Source organism: Vibrio mediterranei (assembly GCF_013364395.1).
Lineage (GTDB): Bacteria > Pseudomonadota > Gammaproteobacteria > Enterobacterales > Vibrionaceae > Vibrio > Vibrio mediterranei.
This window is the reverse complement of the sequence record NZ_JABXGK010000008.1, coordinates 870295-888472: the sequence shown is the minus strand read 5'-3', so window position 1 is coordinate 888472 and position 18178 is coordinate 870295. Positions and strand designations below refer to the sequence as shown.

General features: G+C 42.2%; 16 protein-coding genes. 8 read left to right on the top strand and 8 right to left on the bottom strand.

Annotated elements, in window-relative coordinates:
- Positions 1-57 precede the first annotated feature (57 nt).
- A complete protein-coding gene (locus HOP38_RS21090) occupies positions 58-993 on the bottom strand; it encodes a DMT family transporter (RefSeq protein ID WP_198558906.1) in 936 nt (311 codons plus the stop codon).
- A gap of 112 nt (positions 994-1105) precedes the next feature.
- On the opposite strand from HOP38_RS21090, the gene HOP38_RS21085 reads away from it, so the two are divergent.
- From HOP38_RS21085 to HOP38_RS21065, 5 genes are all read left to right on the top strand, one after another.
- Positions 1106-2005 (top strand): LysR substrate-binding domain-containing protein, encoded by a 900-nt coding sequence (locus HOP38_RS21085; protein WP_198558905.1) that lies wholly within the window; start codon positions 1106-1108, stop codon positions 2003-2005.
- Positions 2006-2141: 136 nt separating this feature from the next.
- Positions 2142-3080: a ribosome biogenesis GTPase YlqF gene (gene ylqF / locus HOP38_RS21080; protein WP_006072791.1), complete on the top strand. Its 939-nt coding sequence runs from the start codon at positions 2142-2144 to the stop codon at positions 3078-3080.
- 119 nt (positions 3081-3199) lie between these two features.
- A complete protein-coding gene (yccS, locus tag HOP38_RS21075) occupies positions 3200-5371 on the top strand; it encodes a YccS family putative transporter (RefSeq protein ID WP_198558904.1) in 2172 nt (723 codons plus the stop codon).
- Between the two features lie 209 nt (positions 5372-5580).
- The gene (locus HOP38_RS21070) at positions 5581-5742 is read left to right on the top strand and encodes a hypothetical protein (protein ID WP_006072794.1); all 162 of its coding nucleotides are present in this window, start codon (positions 5581-5583) and stop codon (positions 5740-5742) included.
- Positions 5743-5903: 161 nt separating this feature from the next.
- Complete coding sequence (locus tag HOP38_RS21065) at positions 5904-7163, top strand: hydroxymethylglutaryl-CoA reductase (protein WP_198558903.1); 1260 nt, start codon at positions 5904-5906, stop codon at positions 7161-7163.
- Positions 7164-7214: 51 nt separating this feature from the next.
- On the opposite strand, the gene luxQ is transcribed toward HOP38_RS21065, so the two are convergent.
- The 5 genes from luxQ to HOP38_RS21040 form a co-directional block, all read right to left on the bottom strand.
- Positions 7215-9809, bottom strand: a complete 2595-nt coding sequence (gene luxQ / locus HOP38_RS21060) for a quorum-sensing autoinducer 2 sensor kinase/phosphatase LuxQ (RefSeq protein ID WP_124942062.1) — start codon at positions 9807-9809, stop codon at positions 7215-7217.
- Entirely contained in the window at positions 9809-10912 is a 1104-nt protein-coding gene (locus HOP38_RS21055; RefSeq protein ID WP_006072798.1) for an autoinducer 2-binding periplasmic protein LuxP, read from the bottom strand. The genes luxQ and HOP38_RS21055 overlap by 1 nt, the downstream gene beginning before the upstream one ends.
- Positions 10913-10987: 75 nt before the next feature.
- A complete protein-coding gene (locus tag HOP38_RS21050; protein ID WP_031494328.1) occupies positions 10988-11272 on the bottom strand; it encodes a GIY-YIG nuclease family protein in 285 nt (94 codons plus the stop codon).
- 61 nt (positions 11273-11333) lie between these two features.
- Complete coding sequence (locus tag HOP38_RS21045) at positions 11334-11993, bottom strand: YceH family protein (protein ID WP_198558902.1); 660 nt, start codon at positions 11991-11993, stop codon at positions 11334-11336.
- A 50-nt stretch (positions 11994-12043) separates the two neighbouring features.
- Positions 12044-12259 carry a hypothetical protein gene (locus tag HOP38_RS21040; RefSeq protein WP_050798634.1) on the bottom strand — a complete coding sequence of 72 codons (216 nt, stop codon included), beginning with the start codon at positions 12257-12259 and terminating at the stop codon, positions 12044-12046.
- Positions 12260-12449: 190 nt separating this feature from the next.
- Between HOP38_RS21040 and HOP38_RS21035 the strand changes: the two genes are divergently transcribed.
- Positions 12450-12767, top strand: a complete 318-nt coding sequence (locus HOP38_RS21035; RefSeq protein ID WP_006072802.1) for a DUF496 family protein — start codon at positions 12450-12452, stop codon at positions 12765-12767.
- 275 nt (positions 12768-13042) lie between these two features.
- The gene (locus HOP38_RS21030) at positions 13043-13288 is read left to right on the top strand and encodes a YgjV family protein (RefSeq protein WP_006072803.1); all 246 of its coding nucleotides are present in this window, start codon (positions 13043-13045) and stop codon (positions 13286-13288) included.
- 270 nt (positions 13289-13558) lie between these two features.
- On the opposite strand, the gene HOP38_RS21025 is transcribed toward HOP38_RS21030, so the two are convergent.
- Both HOP38_RS21025 and HOP38_RS21020 read right to left on the bottom strand, forming a co-directional pair.
- Entirely contained in the window at positions 13559-14137 is a 579-nt protein-coding gene (locus HOP38_RS21025) for an SOS response-associated peptidase (protein WP_006072805.1), read from the bottom strand.
- A gap of 407 nt (positions 14138-14544) precedes the next feature.
- Positions 14545-16254, bottom strand: coding sequence for a bifunctional metallophosphatase/5'-nucleotidase (locus tag HOP38_RS21020; RefSeq protein WP_198558901.1), 1710 nt, complete (start codon positions 16252-16254; stop codon positions 14545-14547).
- Between the two features lie 241 nt (positions 16255-16495).
- On the opposite strand from HOP38_RS21020, the gene HOP38_RS21015 reads away from it, so the two are divergent.
- Positions 16496-18130 carry an ATP-dependent endonuclease gene (locus HOP38_RS21015; RefSeq protein ID WP_006072807.1) on the top strand — a complete coding sequence of 545 codons (1635 nt, stop codon included), beginning with the start codon at positions 16496-16498 and terminating at the stop codon, positions 18128-18130.
- Positions 18131-18178: the final 48 nt, after the last annotated feature.

The following is an 18178-nucleotide window of genomic DNA, read 5'->3' as shown; positions in this document are numbered from 1 at the left end:
TATTTCAAATGGTTACACTTTCCATTAGATCTATTTTCAATCTGCAATTCAATTTAGCTAACCTGCGACGGAAGACTTTTCTTTATGAGAAATAATGACCTTTCGAGGCGGAAATACCGTTGTTAGAACACTGGTAATTACAATGAGCATTAAACCAAGTAACTGTGTGTGACTGAAATCAACATCAAACACAAGGAATTGCCATAACGCTGTGAAAGCCAGATTGCTATAGATTAAAGGTGCTAATTGGGAATTGCTATCAGCAGTTGAATAGGCTTTGTGTCGCGAAACCTGCGTATTGATAATCAATAGTGCCATAATCGCTAAAGCCAAAAGAACCCCAGTATTTACAGCATTGTCGCTGAAAATACTCACAGGAGAAGTCCAGTGAGAAAACGTCACAATCGGTAGTAGAATTAAACTCGCAATACCAAATGTCCAAGCATTAGTTTCTAAACCTGACATTTCCGTTTTTGACGCTTTATATAGGCTGAGTTGAGAGCCAGCATTAAAGAAACCCGCCAGAAGACCGACTAAAAGTTCAGGTTTGACAACAAACCCACTACCATCACAGGCCAACGTTACCACTCCTATAAACGTCATAAACAATGCTACGATAGTCGACCAATGGAGCTTAATATTGAAGAGTATCTTTTCCAAAACTGCGATAAAGACAGGCCCTGTTCCAAATAGCACTGCACTTTCCACCAGTGAGAGTTTGTTCAATGCATAAATAAAGCACAGTTGACAGGCTCCAATACACAATGCTCTTACGACGAGTAACTTGGCCATGGCCAAATTAGGTGTTCTTATCTTAGTGAAAATCAGTATCGAAAATATGAACAAAGCAGGAAGCGCAAATCGTAAGAACGCCAATGTGGTCACATCAAGGCTTTCAGACAAGAATTTAGTTAATAACCCAGTGACAGATAAGCTAAGTGTCGACGATAACATATAGAAAACAGGAGTATGGGTTAGTGAAATTTTAATCATGTATCGTGCTCGCGAAATGTGTCTTTTGGGCTAAATTATAGTGATCGCGATCACTGAAAAATACTGAGTAATTATTAATGATTATGTAAGTTTTACTTACATAGAGTGATAAATGAAAAAATACCTTGCACTCAAATCCATCTATACATTCGTAGCCGTAGCCGAAACAGGAAGCATGTCCGAAGCGGCACAAAAGCTATTTGTAAGTCACTCAGCTGTAAGTCAGTCAATTAAATCATTAGAAGAACGACTCGATACTAAGCTGTTTCTTCGAATTGGACGGCGCATAGAGTTAAATCAACAAGGCCGCCTTTACTATAAAAAAGTTGCGCCTGCTCTAGAGAAAATTGTTGAAGCTAATGAAGCATTGCTTAACAAAACCGTGACAAATAGGCTTACTGTAAACATGGTTAACTCATTGGCTCTTCACTGGTGGATCCCGAGAGTAACCAATCTCCAACATTTTGCTCCAAATCTGGATATCCGTATTTCAAACTTAATTGGCAGTTTTAACCTTGAGAGAGAAGGCGTCGATATCGCCTTGATTCACGGTAAAACAGACGAATGGCAAGATTATTATTGTGAAAAACTGGGTGACGATGAATTGGTGTTAGTGTGTAGCCCTAACCTACTCGATAAACACGCAGCTATATCACTCGACGCTGTGCTAGGGGATTATCCTAGCATTTTGGTTACTAACGATAGACGGAAATATGATTGGGATACATGGTGTAATGCCAACGCTTTAACACTCCCTAGATACCATAATCACCTGATTTTTAATGCTTCTGTACAAGCTATACATGCCACCATCAGAGGCTTAGGCATACTTGTCACTCACCGTTTGTTTATCAAAGATGAAGTGGAACAAGGACTGCTAGTTGAACTTGGTTCCCCCATCCCAAATCCTTATCAAGCGTTCTACTTTGCGTGTTCTCCAAAGAGTTTGAAATACGAAAGTGTTATTACGCTAAGACAATGGCTGCGTACCGAGTTCGGCCAAAAAGAGTAGTCGATATAAGCGCTTGCTCCACCTATTATTCAAGTATTTTGCGACAAAAACTTCGCTCGGCACTTGTATGCAGGGCTTTACTATCTCGTTGAACCTCCTACAATGTGCACAAATTTCAAAATATAGGTTTTCACTCATGTCTATCCAATGGTTTCCAGGCCACATGCACAAGGCTCGCAAAGAAATCGAAGAAGTCATCCCACAAATAGATGTCATTATTGAAGTGCTTGACGCACGTATTCCATTTAGTAGTGAAAACCCTATGATTTCTCAGCTCCGTGGCGACAAACCTGTCGTCAAGGTGTTGAACAAACGTGATTTGGCGGATCCAGAAAAGACGGAACTTTGGATCGAGCACCTAGAGAAAGAGCAAGGTGTTAAGGCAATGGCCATCACCACATCTAATTCTCAAGAAGTGCATAAAATTCTTGAACTTTGTCGAAAGCTCGCGCCACACCGCGAAGAGATTGGTAAAAACATTCGCACGATGATCATGGGAATCCCAAATGTTGGTAAGTCAACTATCATCAACACTCTTGCAGGTAGAACCATCGCTGTGACCGGCAACCAACCAGCGGTTACTCGTCGTCAACAAAGAATCAACTTGCAAAACGGTATCGTGCTTTCTGATACTCCGGGGATTTTATGGCCAAAAGTCGAAAACCCCCATAGTGGTTTTAGATTGGCGGCTACTGGCGCAGTAAAAGATACCGCTATTGAATACGATGAAGTGGCGTTCTACACCGTGGAATATATGGCGGCTCAGTATCCAGAACGTCTGAAAGAACGTTATCAGATCGACGAAGAACTTCCTGAATCTGATTTGGAACTTATGGAGCTAATTGGTCGTAAACGCGGTGCTTTACAATCTGGTGGTCGTGTTAACCTTCACAAAGCTTCCGAGATTCTACTTCACGAATTGCGAAACGGTACTTTAGGTCAAGTCACTCTTGAATTACCTGAAATGATTACTGAAGAGCTCGTTCAAGTGGAAATCGAAGCTACACGTAAAGCAGAAGAGAAAGCTAAACGTAAAGAAGAACGCCGTAAACGTTACCTAAAGAACAAGCGTTAATTCCTCACCTTTTGCTATTAGGAAGAGCGAATGTTACTCGTTCTTCCTAGAAAACAGTCATTTATAAGCCACAGTAGTTTCTGCTAGAATAACGGTTTTATCAGATACAGCATTCTATTGTGAGCATTCTTGGTCAACTTCGCCTTCAATGGGCCAATAAAACGTTTAACTACAGTGTGTTAATGCTCATAGCGCTATTAGGCGTTGTGATTCCAGCTTGGTATTTCGAGCAACACACATGGGTTACGCCATTAATTCTCGGCGTCATCGCTGCTGCGCTTGCCGAAACTGACGACAATTTCTTCGGGCGCATTAAAGCCATCACCCTTACCCTCATTTGCTTTGCCATTGCCGCATTTTCTATAGAGATTCTATTTAACATACCTTGGTTGTTCGCGATTGGGCTTTTTTGTTCAACGTTCCTGTTTATTATTCTCGGAGCCATCGGCCCTCGTTACTCTAGTATCGCATTCGGCTCATTGTTACTCGCCATCTATACTATGCTCGGAGCGCATGAAAGCACGAACATTTGGTTCCAGCCTTTGTTACTACTAGGTGGTGCGAGTTGGTATTACTTAGTTTCTATTATTTGGAATAGTTTCTGGCCAATGCAACCTGTTCAGCAAAGTCTCTCTAATGTGTTTAATGAATTGAGTTTGTATCTAGATGCTAAAAGAAACTTATTCCACCCTACGTTAAACCTGATTCCACAACCGCATCGCTTAAAAGAAGCTAGCCTTAATGCATGTACCGTCTTCGCGCTCAATGCTTGCAAATCGACGTTATTGAACCGCTCTCGACGTGGTCACGTCGATGGACCAAGTGATCGCTTTTTACAGGTTTACTTTATCGCGCAAGACATTCATGAGCGCGTACGCTCAAGTCACTATCGCTATCAAGAGTTGGCGACCCAATTTTCGCATTCTGATGTCCTGTTTCGTTTCAAGCATGTATTGGAAATGCAAGCTAAAGCCTGTAAAGAGATCGCCTTTGCACTTAAGTTGGGGAAAAAATACTCTCACAGCAACGACTCGATTAAAGCGTTAGTCGAATTACAAGATTCAATTGAGTATCTGGAGCAACAAAATAATCCTGAATGGTCGCCTTTATTAGTTCAGCTAAATTATCTGTTTAATAACTTGGCTACTGTAGAAAAGCTACTTAGTAACGTCAGTAATCCGGATAGTAACGTTTTAGAAGACGGGATACTGGACGACACCAACCCACATACGTTCACAGCGATGTGGAATCGAATCAAAGCAAGTATGTCGAAAGAGTCGATACTGTTTCGACATGCCGTTCGCCTATCAATAGCGCTGACTATTGGCTATGGCATTATTCAAGGCTTCAATCTCGATCGAGGCTATTGGATCTTGCTGACGACACTCTTTGTGTGCCAGCCAAACTACAGCGCAACACGTCAAAAGCTCTCAGCGCGAATTGCAGGTACACTTGTTGGGTTATTTGTCGGCGTCCCTTTACTTACTCTGTTCCCTTCTCCTGAGAGCCAACTGTTCCTGATTGTCCTGTCTGGCGTGATGTTCTTTGCATTTAGAATCAACAATTACGGATACGCTACCGGCTTTATCACAGTTCTTGTGCTGCTTTGTTTTCATCAGCTTGGTGAAGGTTACGCCGTGGTATTGCCACGTCTGATGGATACACTTATTGGCTGTGCTCTAGCAGTAAGTGCCGTCTACTTTATTCTCCCGGATTGGGAGTCGAAACGTATGCACAAGATTATGGCGAATTCGCTGAGGACAAATCGAAGATATCTAATGCAGATTATCGGTCAATATCGTCTGGGTAAAAAAGATGACCTGAATTATCGTATCGCCAGACGCGATGCTCATAATGCCGATGCTAATCTTTCGACTGCGATTTCAAATATGTTGGCGGAACCAGGACGTTATCAAGTGGACACCGATAAGAGCTTTCGCTTCTTAACGCTAAGTCATGCGCTTCTCAGTTATGTATCGGCTTTGGGCGCGCATAGGCAACGACTCGAAGACGAGTCAATCCACCTTCTCGTCTTGGAGGCACATAGGACCATAAACCATCATATCGAATTACTAGAAAATCAACTTGAAGGTATGGGGAATGAAAATAACGTAACTACCGTTGATCAGTTTGATATACACCGACGATTAATAGAATGGCGTGATGAAGATGATCGTTCGGCTCGTATGGTCTTGCAACAATTACACTTAATTTATCGAATGTTGCCCGAATTCCACGTGTTAACTGACGCCCTGACACAACCACATAATGAGGGCACCAAACAGGTTTAGGCCTCGCTGGCCCCCGCCATTCAGGTTGCTTCTATTTATTGTAAGTGAAAGCAACCTGACTATTCTTACAGTTCAATTAACTGTTCCTTACAATACTCGGACAAATTCTCATCAGTTCAACGATAGATTAAGCATCAGCACCATATTACGATGTGAAGATGAACGGAACTCAGACTGCTTTACTCAACAATTTAAATAAAGGTCATAGAATGTCGACGCAACAGTTTGAACAGTTAAGAGAACAACTCAAATTGCTATCTCCTCAGCAATTAAAAGCGTTACAAGGTGAAATTTCCAACCAACTTTCCCCAAGTGCTGCGAGTCTACTTAGTGACGAAGAAGTCAGCGCTCTGACACAACTATTCCAGTAAATACCAACCGTTGTATTGTTTCAAAGTATTGCATTTTCTTTCAGTAACCCATTGGATTCACGTGGCAAAGTAATAAGATGTCACATAACCGCACTGGAACTCCTTGTATCTGAGTGTTAGGTGGGTAGAATCCCCTTCCAAACTGTTTTACTAAGATCCGCATGCCAAAAGTTAACCTTCATAAACGTGATTACCTCACTAGTATTGATAAAGATCTCACTTTGACTGAGTTCGATGCTAAGTTATCGCCTAAGCAACACACACCTTCTCAAAAAGTGAATCGTAGCCCTTATCTAACTGCTCGTAATGTTGACTACCGCTGGGGAATTCTTGATAACTCTGAAGCCAAGTCACAATTACTCGATGCTCATACCGAATCCCAAATGGATGCCTATGCCAAAAATATCGAGTTTTTTATAGGCACTCTAAAAATGCCTGTTGGTACAGCAGGTCCTCTACGGGTCAATGGGTTATTTGCACAGGGCGACTATCAAGTCCCGTTGGCAACAACAGAAGCCGCTCTTGTCGCTTCTTACAACCGAGGTGCTAATCTTATTACTGCTTGCGGCGGTGCTAGCGCTATGTTGCTTAATGAGGGCGTAACGCGCACCCCTGGTTTCGCCTTCAAGTCGTTAATTGAAGCCGGAAAGTTTGTGGCTTGGTTAGTAACACAGTTTGACCACTTTAAACAATTAGCTGAATCTACAACATCACACGGAAAGTTAAGCGATATCAACGTCAATATTGAAGGTAATCATGTTTATCTGGTATTCGAGTATTTGACAGGAGACGCTTCAGGTCAAAACATGGTGACCATAGCAACCAACGTTGTATTTGATTACATCATGATGCATACCCCTATTGAGCCTGATTATGCGTTTCTCGACGGTAACTTATCCGGTGATAAAAAAGCCAACTCTCAAACCCTACGTAGCGTTAGAGGCAAGAAAGTCACCGCTGAAGTTCTTATTCCAGCAAGCTTAGTCGAAAAATACCTTCACACTACCCCAACAAAAATGGCGCAGTTTGGTCAGATGACCACGGTTGGCGGAGCCCTCAGTGGTACTATCGGTATCAACGCACATTACGCCAATGCGTTAGCAGCACTCTATATCGCTTGTGGGCAAGATGCCGCATGCGTTGCAGAGTCTGCTATTGGCATGACGCGTATGGAAGTGACTGATGCGGGCGAGTTGTATGCTAGCGTAACCTTACCAAACCTAATGGTTGGTACGGTTGGGGGCGGCACAGGCTTACCAAGTCAAAAAGCCTGCTTAGATTTACTAGGTTTGCATGGATCCGGTAACTCCCAAGCCTTGGCGGAAGTTGCAGCAAGCCTTTGTTTGGCTGGTGAGCTGTCGATTGTTGGTGCATTTTGTGCTGGCCACTTCTCCAATGCCCATCACAAGCTCGCTCGTTAGTCCATACCGACGACTAAAAACAGGGAAGCGAATTGCGCTTCCCTGCCTTAATTACTTCTCTACCGCCTGGTTTGCTCCTAGGTGATAATGATATTGTTTGAAGTGTCGTAATGCTTCGTACAGAGATTTCTCTTTAATCGGTTTCACAATGACAAAATCTGCGCCAGCAGCAAAGAAGGCTTGTCGGGTTGAATCTAAATTGTCTGCGGTACAAGCGTAGATAGGAACTTTTTGATTAATCGTATTCCGAATTCGTTTAGTCACTTCAATACCTGATACGGAAGGTAATTGGTTGTCCATTAAGATCAACTCAAACGACATCGTACTCAGAATCTCTAGCGCTTCCTGCCCGTCTTTAGCCCAAATCACATTCATACCGTACTTTTCACAGAAGGCTTTGGCAATAAAGGCGTTGGTATGGTTGTCTTCTACCAGCAGCACATTTACTACTTCAGAAAACAAATTGAAATCGATAACCGTTTCTTCAACACTTTGTTCAGCTTGCCCGATTGCTGTTTCTACGGGTAACCTAACTTCGAATCGAGTCCCGCGACCTACCTCACTACTTACATTGATTTGACCATCAAAAATAGTCACTAAGTTTTTAACAATGGCTAACCCAAGACCACTACCACCATACTCACGTGTCAACGTCGCTTCCGACTGAACAAATGGGTCAAAAACCTGTTGAATTTGATTACTAAGGATACCAATACCGGTGTCTTCGACATGAATAGTTAACCAATTGGTTTTACTCGAATCTGTGGTTTTAAGCGCAAAACTTACCTTAACGTGGCCTTTGTGGGTGAACTTTATCGCGTTACTAACTAGATTGAACAAAATCTGATTGAGGCGAACCTGATCTGTATTTAAGGCTGTATTTTCATTTAAACCATTTTGGATAACGAGCTCAATATTTTTATGATCGCAAAGAGGCTTATATATACCCTCAATCGCAGTAATCACTTCTTTGAACTTGAAGTTATGTTTTTCAAGCTTAAAGCTACCATTCTCAATTTTGGAGAAATCTAAAATATCGTTCAACACTGCCAGTAGGTGTTCACCACTGTTACAAAGCACTTCAATTTGTTCTTGATATTTACCATCATCACCTCCTTGCTTAAGGAGCTGTGAAATACCTAAGATTCCATTTAATGGTGTACGAATTTCATGACTCATTTTCGCTAAAAAGTCAGTTCTAGCTTTAGCTGACCATTCGGCTTCTTTACGAGCTTTAATACTTTGCTTTTCTGCCTCGACCAATTTAGTAATGTCTTGGCCCTGTGATAGCACCAACGTACTGTCATCCCTAGTCTGAATCGCGGATAAACTCCACCTAAAAACTTTTTCTCCAATAGGGACATCAATACCTGTTAACGTCGCTCCCATACTCGCCTTCATAACAAGTGGCGTCATCTCGTTTACAAATAGAACAAAGCTCTCGCTGTTTGACTGATTTAATTCTTCAAACAGCTCTAATGATTTTTTCGCTGCCGGGTTAATTTGGAGAATAGTGGCTTTCTCAGTCCAGACAATGATTGGGGAAAGAGAAAAATTGAATAGATCTTGGAACAGTTTTTCTTGCTCTGACAAGCGTTCAAAAGTATTGCTTAACGTGTTACCAATATGATTGAACTCATGGATACTTGAACCAGCAAACCTCTGAACCCGCTCTTTATTTACAGCGACTTTGGTGTAAACCATCAGCTCAGACAACTCTTGAGTTACTTTTCTATTTAGCCAGCGCCTAGTTAAAAAAGATATGGTGGTTATGACGACAAGCGAAAGAAAAATCCAAAATAAATAGCTATTACGTAGTGCAAGAACACTAGGGTTTCGCTGTACTGAAAAGATAGTCAAGACATCTTGTTTCGTCCCGACAGTTAAGTTTGTTTCAGTGATCAATAAACGATTTAAATCTGTTTCTCCGCTATAAATCAAATCAGAAATTGATTTAAGCGTATAGTTATCATCAGGTGAAATGGTCGACGCAATAAATTTATTACCAAAACGCAGAATAACATCATCACTATTGCTGCCACGCAACAAGCTAGCTAACAAACCTGCATTGTCATCTAGAACAACGCCAACAAATAGGAACCCAAGGACTTCCCCCGACTCGCTTTGGATAATTGGCGTACGTCGAATCAAAGTGTGCTTAAGTCCTAACTGAGAGTCAGTAACCAGTGCATTCCAATTACTGTGGATGTCTACTTTGTGAAACAGCTCATTTAAACTAGAAGACTCCAAACCATAGAAAAGAGCATTGCCATCATCCCAAATCACATCACTTAAATGACTGATAAATCGAAAGTCTGGAGAATGGATTGGCTCAAGGTTGTCTTCTCGGAGAAAAAAATAGTCTAACGAGCGAGAATCATGATTGTTGAAAAAACTCTCAACCGTATCACTTTTGGCATTACTGTCTTGCAAAATTTGTAACGAAGCGAGGCGATATTCGAAGAAGTTATGTATTAAACTACTCGTTTGGCGCGAGGTTCGTTGCACTTCTTCTTGCACGATATCTCGGCTTAAATGCCAACTTTGAATCAACACCCCTACAGTAAAGATCGTCACTACCCATACAACCGTACGAGTAATAAGCGTCGCGAGTGTTTTATGTTTATTGAAGTTCGTTAGTGGCATCAGCTTTTATCAGAATATCTAAATGCTTTCTTTTTCAATTCATCGATCCTTGATTGCGAATCTTTACTGGTAACTAGTTCAAAATCACCGGAATAAACCGTTGGTACGGGCTTTCCTTCAAGGTCCCACTTAATAGCTTCAGCCATTGCAACACCAGTGTCGTCATTCATTCTCATAACGGTTACATCAAGCTTATTATTAGCGATCGCATCAAGTTCAGCAGACCCTCCTCCCCAACCATTAATAACGATATCATTGCGTTTAAGCTGCTCTAGAGCATCAACTGCGCCTAGAGCTACATCCGTTGAGCAAGCATAAATAAAGCTAATGTCTGGGTTCTGTTGCAAGCTACTCAATGCCGCCTTGTAGCCACTCTCTTTGTTCGCTTTTGTGTAATAGGATGAAGCGAGTTGATAGTTACCCGAGTCTTCCATGTCTTGGATAAATGTACCGCCACGTGCATCGCTAACGTAACCTTCTGAAAAATACAAGACAGAATAGGAATGGTTATTTTCAAAGCGCTGTTTAAAGTAATCTGAGAGTAGATGACTGCCAATCACGTGGTCAAAACCAACATAAAGAAACGGAGGGTTTTCATCCCATGCTCTCACTGGAGTCGTGATATTCTGCAAGATGAGCTTGGTGTCAGTTGAATGAATTACGTGTTCAATGAACTTACGATGACGTGTCGTATCTAGTGTAAAAATCAAATAACCGGACTTGTTTTTTACCGCTTCCATCAGCGAAACACTTTGCTGTCGCAAATCAATATTAGGTCGAGTAAAAACTTGGTTAAGCTCGTAGTTAATACCAAGTTCTTCCATACGTGTCTCGAAGGCTTTGATGTTCCTAACCCAATAATCAGACACCTGTTGACCGGGGTAAACCACCGATATTGTCACTGGTTTATTCTGCTCGACAGAGAGTGGTGTTGGCTGTCGCCTAACAACCTCGGAAAGTTCATTGGTAAGCTGTTCTTGAACAGGATGGGCACGGAGATATTCTTGGTAATCCCAATAGCCCGGCAATATTTCACTCGCTGCCGACTGAGTGGCGAATGGAATGATTATGGAAGCTAGCAAAGTTGAATAGATTCTGTTCATGTGTTGCTTATCATTATTCTGTTATAGAACAAGTGTATACAACATCTATGTGTTCAGCCAGTCATCTTACTACAGTTATTTTCGCTCGAAACGGACAGCCTGCTTTACTAGATGTTCTTTCTGCGCTTTCCTGAGCTTCTTGATAGCTATTTCTGTTTTCAGAGCTTCACTTTTGTTTATTTCGGATTGACTCCACACAAGCTGTAAAGGCCCTTTACCACGCAGCGCTTTGGCTCCTTTACCTTCTTGGTGTTGTTTAAAGCGCCGCTGTAAATCATTAGTAATACCGCAATACAACGCCGAATGAGACGTTCTAACAAGGTAAACAAACCAAGATGGCTCTTCGTTTTCAACTTCCATGACTTAATTTCAAAATACGCCAAAAAAACAAGGGTAGCGATGATTGCTACCCTTTCTCGCATTACATAAGTGAATTGACCAGCGCTTTGAGCTCACTAAGCTCAGACTTTAAAGATTCAACTTCTTGCTCTAGAGCTTCAATACGCTCGGTCGTCGGAGTGGAGACGGAAATAGGACCAGCAGATTGCTGTGCAAACTCCTCAATGTCGATTTCGCCACTAAATAGGTGCATGTATCGAGACTCGCGTTTACCCGCCTCTCTTGGGAGTTTAACGACAAGAGCGCCGCCTTCACGACTGCTCATCGCATCTAAAACAGCTTCTACCTCTTTAACATCCGTGAACTCACATAGACGGTTAGTTCTGGTACGTAATTCGCCTGGAGTTTGAGCGCCTCTCAACAACAAGCAACATACAATACCTTTTTCCTGAGCGCTCAGTTTTAAGTCACCAAATTCCGTGTTGCAGAACCTATGTTGAAATTTCGATACACGGCTATTAAAGCCACTTTCATCACTCACTAAACGGCGAGAAATCAATGCTTGAGCTGCATCTTGAACTTCGGCTTCTGACAAAGATAACACTGGGTCACGATTGCTTTTTTGATTACATGCTGTTGTTAGACTATTCAACGTAAGGGGATAGTGATCGGGCGTTGTCACTTCTTTTTCGATAAGGCATCCGATAACACGAGCCTCGACCAAGGAAAGTTCTATATTCATTGTTATATCCTTTTATTCGCTTTAAACCTTACAGAAGTAAGCATACGTACCTAGTGTTCAGAAAGAAACGGAACCCTAATAAAATTGCCATTTTGGTCGACCATCACAACCTTACTACGGTTGAGCTCAACTTCCGTCACTTCCAGTCGAGAGCGCTCGTTGATATAAGCCCCCTTCAGTTTCTTTGACGGCGAAACTTGAGGTTCCTCTTGATTGATCACTATGTCACTTTTGAATTCAGGAAGTGTTTTTGAGTGAGGTAACATGGTTTTCTTAACATTGACAAACATTGGGTTCGGAAATCATAGCGCTAAGTGAGCTATTAACTCAATTGTTTCTTTCTTGAGTGATGACATTATGAGCAATAGACCGTCAGTATTGATCTAAGGGCTGTTATAACGAGTTTTGTTATGCTTTAATCAAGCTAGATTTTGACAATAATTTAGGAAAGGACTTATGAGTAGCGTATTCGAGATCGTTGCACAAGCACGTCGTAAGAACAAACTAAAACGCGAGCTTCTAGATAACGAGAAAAAAGTTCGTGATAACCGTAAACGTGTAGACTTGCTAGAAAACTTGATGGACTACATCAAGCCTGAAATGACTCACGATGAAATCGTCACCATCATCAAAAACATGAAAGCAGACTACGAAGACCGTGTTGATGATCACATCATCAAGAGCGCTGAGATTTCAAAAGCTCGTCGTGATATCAGCCGTCGCATTCGTGAACTGACTGAAGAAGACAAGCAAATGGTTCAAGGTAAGAAGTAATCGCCTAACCCGATTTATAAGCCCGCTTTTAAAGCGGGCTTTTTTTTAACATTTTACTCAACAAAAACCGTTCTTCGTAACTAAGGTCAGGAGAAAAAACGTTTGCGTAATCGCTAACCCTCTCCGAACACAAAAGTGAGGCTTCCATCACAGAACTCTGGCTGATATAGTGCACCCGAATTAGCAACACCGTTCGAGGCAAGGAGCTTCCTCGTAAATCTCATGATGAGAAGAATAGGTACCAGACTCACTGGCAAGATTTAGAGGAGCACATTATGGACATTAATATGGTTGAGTTATTGGGTTATGCAGCATCAATTATGGTGGCTATCTCATTAACGATGAAGGATATCGTAAAGCTACGAGTGTTGAACTTTATCGGCTGTGCATTATTTACAGCTTATGGACTGGCTATTGATTCTATGCCAGTTGTTATCACCAACGGCTTTATAGCTTGCGTCAACGTTTACTTCCTAATCAAGATGCAACAAGAAAAGCGTGTTGTAAGCTCTAACGCTTAGTACAAACAGAATTCGAAAAAAGCCTCACTAGATGAGGCTTTTTTATACGTAATAGTTTCTTGCTTAAAGTCCAAACCAACGGCTGAACCACGTTATTTCACCGTAAGCGACCAGATCAAAAATTGTCAAAAACACAGCAGTAATAATCGCTAATTTCACCAGTTTATAAGCGATGAGCATCATACCAAGTTTACCCTTTGTATTTGAAAGTCTGAAAGATTTTACTTCCTTCTCGATGAATCACAAGTGATGTTGTTTTCACTTAGCTTTTTATGCGGGCCGGCAAGTCCAAGCATTACGTATTAATCCACTTTTCAACAAAGCCTCCGCTTCTAGAGCATTGCAATTAAGCCAATCTGAAACCGATTCAGCCGCAAGCAGCGCTGGCATACGGTGATGATAGCGTAGATACTCCTGTGTCGGTGCAGTTGTGAGTGTGATAACCCGCGTCGACTCCGGATAACCAATAGCTGCCATATACAAAGGCGACTTATCTGCTGCATAAAACAAATACTTGGTTTTGTTTTCAGTGGACGAGGTTTCTTGACTCCATTCATACCAACCAAAGCATGGTACAACGACCCTATGTAAAGCAAAAGCTTGTTGAAAAGTCGGTTTAATAGATACCGTTTCAGCTTGAGCATTAATAATCAACTTACTACTCCAGCTTGTTCGGAGCCCCCAACCAAGTGGAAACTGAAATAATTCTTGTTCGGGAGACGCAACAATGCATTGAAGCCGTTCGCTCGGCCGAATGTCTAGATTGGGCGCGGCATAAAAAGCAACGCCAAGTTGACGTGATACAAATTGGCTAAATGGATCATCGATAATGTTAAGTCGACCGCACATAGTAAAACTAAACCAGTTTTTTTCGATAATTATAGAGGATCACGTGCGATTTCTCTTGACGACGCAAGCCTTGGCTCTTAGTTTTGTTTACGGAACGCCTTTGCTTGCGCGTCTGGAACGGCCGAGATTAAGCGGTTCTCGGCCAACCCCTTTCTTATCATCATCTAAGATAAAAAATATCATAAAAAAGAAGCCAGCTCGTTTGAGCTGGCTAAAGTGCAGTGTGGGCTAAATTGCCCCTCCTGGTATAAAGTAGACTAGTAGCGACCATGCGCCTATCCAACTCAGTACCACAAGCGTATCAATCCAATCTCTGTTCCACATGGTTCCTCCAGTGAATGTGGCGCAATCTGTTTCGATAGACTGCAACCGTCAAGATCAGTTCAATAAAAGCAATTTACGTTCCATTATTTTGGAACCGAGTCTTTGTTTTCTCGGTTTATTCTATTCACTACATACGGTCTATCCGATAAAAGCTTTATAAAACAATCAGCCATAGACCAATTTGTAACGGTACCTGTCCCTTCCATATTTAATATGGCGTCGTAGCCCTCTTTTCCTTTCATGGTGTAAGCGCTTGAACTGCCAGTATATATTTTGTTCAACTCGATTGGCTGGTTAGCAATCTTAATATCTGTAACTCGAGCCCCTTTAGGTTTGTCTTTGTCATAATGAAACTCAAGTTGCGACGTATATGGATAACTGCCTGAACCCGTTCCTATAACACCATTACCTATTGCGTTGTCGATTGCGCCTTCGATGATACGTGGAATGTACTTCCCTTTTATCTTATAGATGCCTATCGGCACGGCAAAAGGCAATAATTTTCCGGCAATGTCCGCCACCGAAATAGCGCCGCGATTAAGGGAATTGCGTACGCCACCCGCATTGTGAATAGCAAAGTCAACCTGATGACCAAGCGCTTTCATGGTGTGCAAAAATGACGCAGCAACGAGAGGAGCAATCTCACTACCGCCCTGTTCATCTGGGAGCCTAATATGTCGAAGAGTATGATTCAGAGTCGTCACTTTTTGCTCTTGTAATGCCTTTACTCTAGGACGGTACTTATCATTCATTATCTGTTTGATTGACGGATGTTTGCGACAAACCTGGACGTTCGGATGCGATTGAACTCTATCTCGAATCGCTTCATAAGGAATGGATGATACCTCACCGTCTACATCCATAAACACTCGGCGTCCGACTAACAGTTCGTTTTTGCCGTAAAAGCTCACCACTGAACCATCACTATCAAACTCAATTTCACAATGGCCCATCATCATCGCATGGTAACCCGCTTGAACCACATATGTGCCATTCACATTAACGCCATAGTGATCTTTGGAAGCCAATCCTAGTTGAGAAAAGTCACCCTGTAACACATGGCTATGTCCGCCGATAATAAGCCCAACACCTTCCAATTGGCCCGCTATTTCAAGGTCGGTCTCATAGCCCATATGGCTTAAGATAATGATTTTATTGATACCACGTTGTTTAATGGCGACGATAGTCGCTCGCGCAACCTCTAGCGAAGACTCAAAGCTTGTATCACAGTCCGGGTTCGCGATGTCAGCCATTTTGTCGATAGACAAACCAAAGATGGCCACTTGTTCGTTCCCAACACTCTTCACTATCCATTGTGCAGTTTTTTGCTCCACATCATATTGGTATAGATTCGGATGCCCATTTAGCGGAAACTCTTTGTCCCCCTCTCTAGAGAGGTTCCAGTTACCCGCCAATAACGGAAACTCTATTTCTCTAATGAACTTCCCGACAGGTTCATTACCCATATCAAGTTCATGATTACCCAGTGCCATCGCATCTGGTCTAAGTTCATTGAGTAATTCAGCGTTTGCTTCGCCCTTAAATAAAGAGAAGTACAGCGTCCCTTGAAAACAATCACCTGCATGTAACAGCAAGAATGCCTCATCATCCGCCTGTGCTCTCAGCTGTTCAACTCGAGTTGCAATGCGTGCAAAGCCGCCAGCGCTAACAAATGGTTGATATACAGTTTCGTTATGGACGATGGTTAATGGAAGAGACGTTGGTTCAAAGTATGAGTGAGTATCATTGATATGAGCAATCGTTAGTTTGAGAGGTTTATTGTTTTTCTTCATAGCGTTTCTCTGTTATCTCCCCTCTGATGTTAGACCGCTTTATGTGACATTCCAATGAAGTTCTTGAAATGCAGAGCACATTATACAGGTCTGTGTTTGATATACATCACATAAATTCTCTAGGGATATTTGAAATTAATATGAGCTTGATTACAGCTCATTCTCGAAAACCCTCTTATAATTGATTGAGATAGTTAGTATTTTCGATTCTACGTACTAACTACAACTTAAGGAGAATTGGATGAAGTTAGAACGCATTGATATATCCGGTTTTCGCGGTATTAAGCGCCTCTCTCTCGCGCTCAATGACCTAACCACGTTGATTGGTGAAAATACATGGGGTAAATCTTCTTTACTTGATGCCTTGTGTGTTGTACTTCCTGCTGACGGCGAACTGTATCAGTTCGAAATGAAAGATTTCCACGTCGATTACGCCGCCTCACATCCCCAAACGAGGCACCTACAGATTATTCTCTCCTTTGTAGCCACTGAAAGAAACGAAACTCACTCAGGCCGTTATCGCAAGCTCAAACCTATCTGGCAGCAAGACAGTAATGGAGTAGAACGTTTCTATTATCGAATCAGCGCTACATTAGAAGGCTATGATGTCACTCAGCACTATGCCTTTCTTGATGTAAATGGTTCTCCGCTACGGTTACACCATTCAGAGAAATTAGCGCAAGAGTTGATGACACTTCACCCTGTTATACGACTTAGAGACTCGCGTAGATTCTACCACCATGAGATTGCTACTAATGGTCATAACTCACGCTCTGAAAAGCGAATTAATAACACAGTGCGTCGATTAATGGCGATACCTGGCCATGTGAATAAAGGAGAAATGAAAAGTAGCCTCAACTCGATGAAGGTGTTGGTAGAGCACTATTTTTCATTTAAAAGCCACTCACGAGGACTTTCCAAAAATGGCAATCGCGATGGGGTATTCTTCTCGCGGCCTTCAAATGAGCAAAATCTCTCCCAAGTGATCGATGAAACGAAGAACCATCAAACGCGGTTGCTGCTATTGGGGTTGCTCAATGCTTATCTACAGGCAAAAGGTCCAACTGAACTCAGACGTTGCGCACGTCCAATACTCATCATTGAAGATCCTGAAGGTCGTTTACACCCAACTCACCTCTCCCGCGCGTGGAGCTTATTGCAAATGCTTCCTATGCAAAAGATCCTCACAACGAACAGTAGTGACTTACTCGGCGCAGTCCCACTGGAATCTATCCGCCGACTCGTCAGACAGTCTGATAAAACTGTTACGACAAGTATTTCTCCTAACAACCTAACTAAAGATGACTTGCGACGGGTTGGTTTTCATATCCGATTTCATCGTTCCCGCGCACTTTTTGCCCGTTGTTGGTTGCTGGTTGAAGGCGAGACTGAGGTATGGCTGTTCAATGAGCTCGCTAATCTTTCGGGCTATAACCTATCCGCTGAAGGCGTTCAAATCATTGAATTTGCACAATCAGGTCTTAAGTCTTTGATCAAAGTCGCTCAAGCATTTGGTATTGACTGGCATGTTGTTACGGACGGTGATGCTGCCGGGAAGAAATACGCAACTACTGTTATTCATCAATTACATGGCGACCATCCGCGCCATCATTTAACCGAATTACCCGATAGAGATATTGAGCACTATCTATATACACATGGTTTTGAAGATTTCTTTAGGGATCTCATCAAAATTCCTCATGACCACCCAATACCACCAAAAAAGGTGGTCACCCGTGTACTCAAAAAGTTTGCAAAACCCGACCTCGCACTGGCGATTGTGGCAGAATGTGAAGAAAGAGGACCAGACAGCATCCCTCTATTGATAAGGTGGATCTTGAAACGAGTTGTGACTATGGCGAACGGTAATACTTAATGAAAAGCCTGATATCAATTGTTTTGATACCAGGCTTTAATTTTGAAA

Bases quoted from the DNA above. Each gene is read 5' to 3' on its own strand.
- ylqF (WP_006072791.1), top strand. From the start codon at position 2,142: ATGTCTATCCAATGGTTTCCAGGCCACATGCACAAGGCTCGCAAAGAA.
- HOP38_RS21015 (WP_006072807.1), top strand. From the start codon at position 16,496: ATGAAGTTAGAACGCATTGATATATCCGGTTTTCGCGGTATTAAGCGC.
- HOP38_RS21070 (WP_006072794.1), top strand. From the start codon at position 5,581: ATGTCGACGCAACAGTTTGAACAGTTAAGAGAACAACTCAAATTGCTA.
- HOP38_RS21065 (WP_198558903.1), top strand. From the start codon at position 5,904: ATGCCAAAAGTTAACCTTCATAAACGTGATTACCTCACTAGTATTGAT.
- HOP38_RS21085 (WP_198558905.1), top strand. From the start codon at position 1,106: ATGAAAAAATACCTTGCACTCAAATCCATCTATACATTCGTAGCCGTA.
- HOP38_RS21050 (WP_031494328.1), bottom strand. From the start codon at position 11,272: ATGGAAGTTGAAAACGAAGAGCCATCTTGGTTTGTTTACCTTGTTAGA.
- HOP38_RS21035 (WP_006072802.1), top strand. From the start codon at position 12,450: ATGAGTAGCGTATTCGAGATCGTTGCACAAGCACGTCGTAAGAACAAA.
- HOP38_RS21020 (WP_198558901.1), bottom strand. From the start codon at position 16,254: ATGAAGAAAAACAATAAACCTCTCAAACTAACGATTGCTCATATCAAT.
- HOP38_RS21090 (WP_198558906.1), bottom strand. From the start codon at position 993: ATGATTAAAATTTCACTAACCCATACTCCTGTTTTCTATATGTTATCG.
- luxQ (WP_124942062.1), bottom strand. From the start codon at position 9,809: ATGCCACTAACGAACTTCAATAAACATAAAACACTCGCGACGCTTATT.
- HOP38_RS21055 (WP_006072798.1), bottom strand. From the start codon at position 10,912: ATGAACAGAATCTATTCAACTTTGCTAGCTTCCATAATCATTCCATTC.
- HOP38_RS21045 (WP_198558902.1), bottom strand. From the start codon at position 11,993: ATGAATATAGAACTTTCCTTGGTCGAGGCTCGTGTTATCGGATGCCTT.
- HOP38_RS21030 (WP_006072803.1), top strand. From the start codon at position 13,043: ATGGACATTAATATGGTTGAGTTATTGGGTTATGCAGCATCAATTATG.
- HOP38_RS21040 (WP_050798634.1), bottom strand. From the start codon at position 12,259: ATGTTACCTCACTCAAAAACACTTCCTGAATTCAAAAGTGACATAGTG.
- HOP38_RS21025 (WP_006072805.1), bottom strand. From the start codon at position 14,137: ATGTGCGGTCGACTTAACATTATCGATGATCCATTTAGCCAATTTGTA.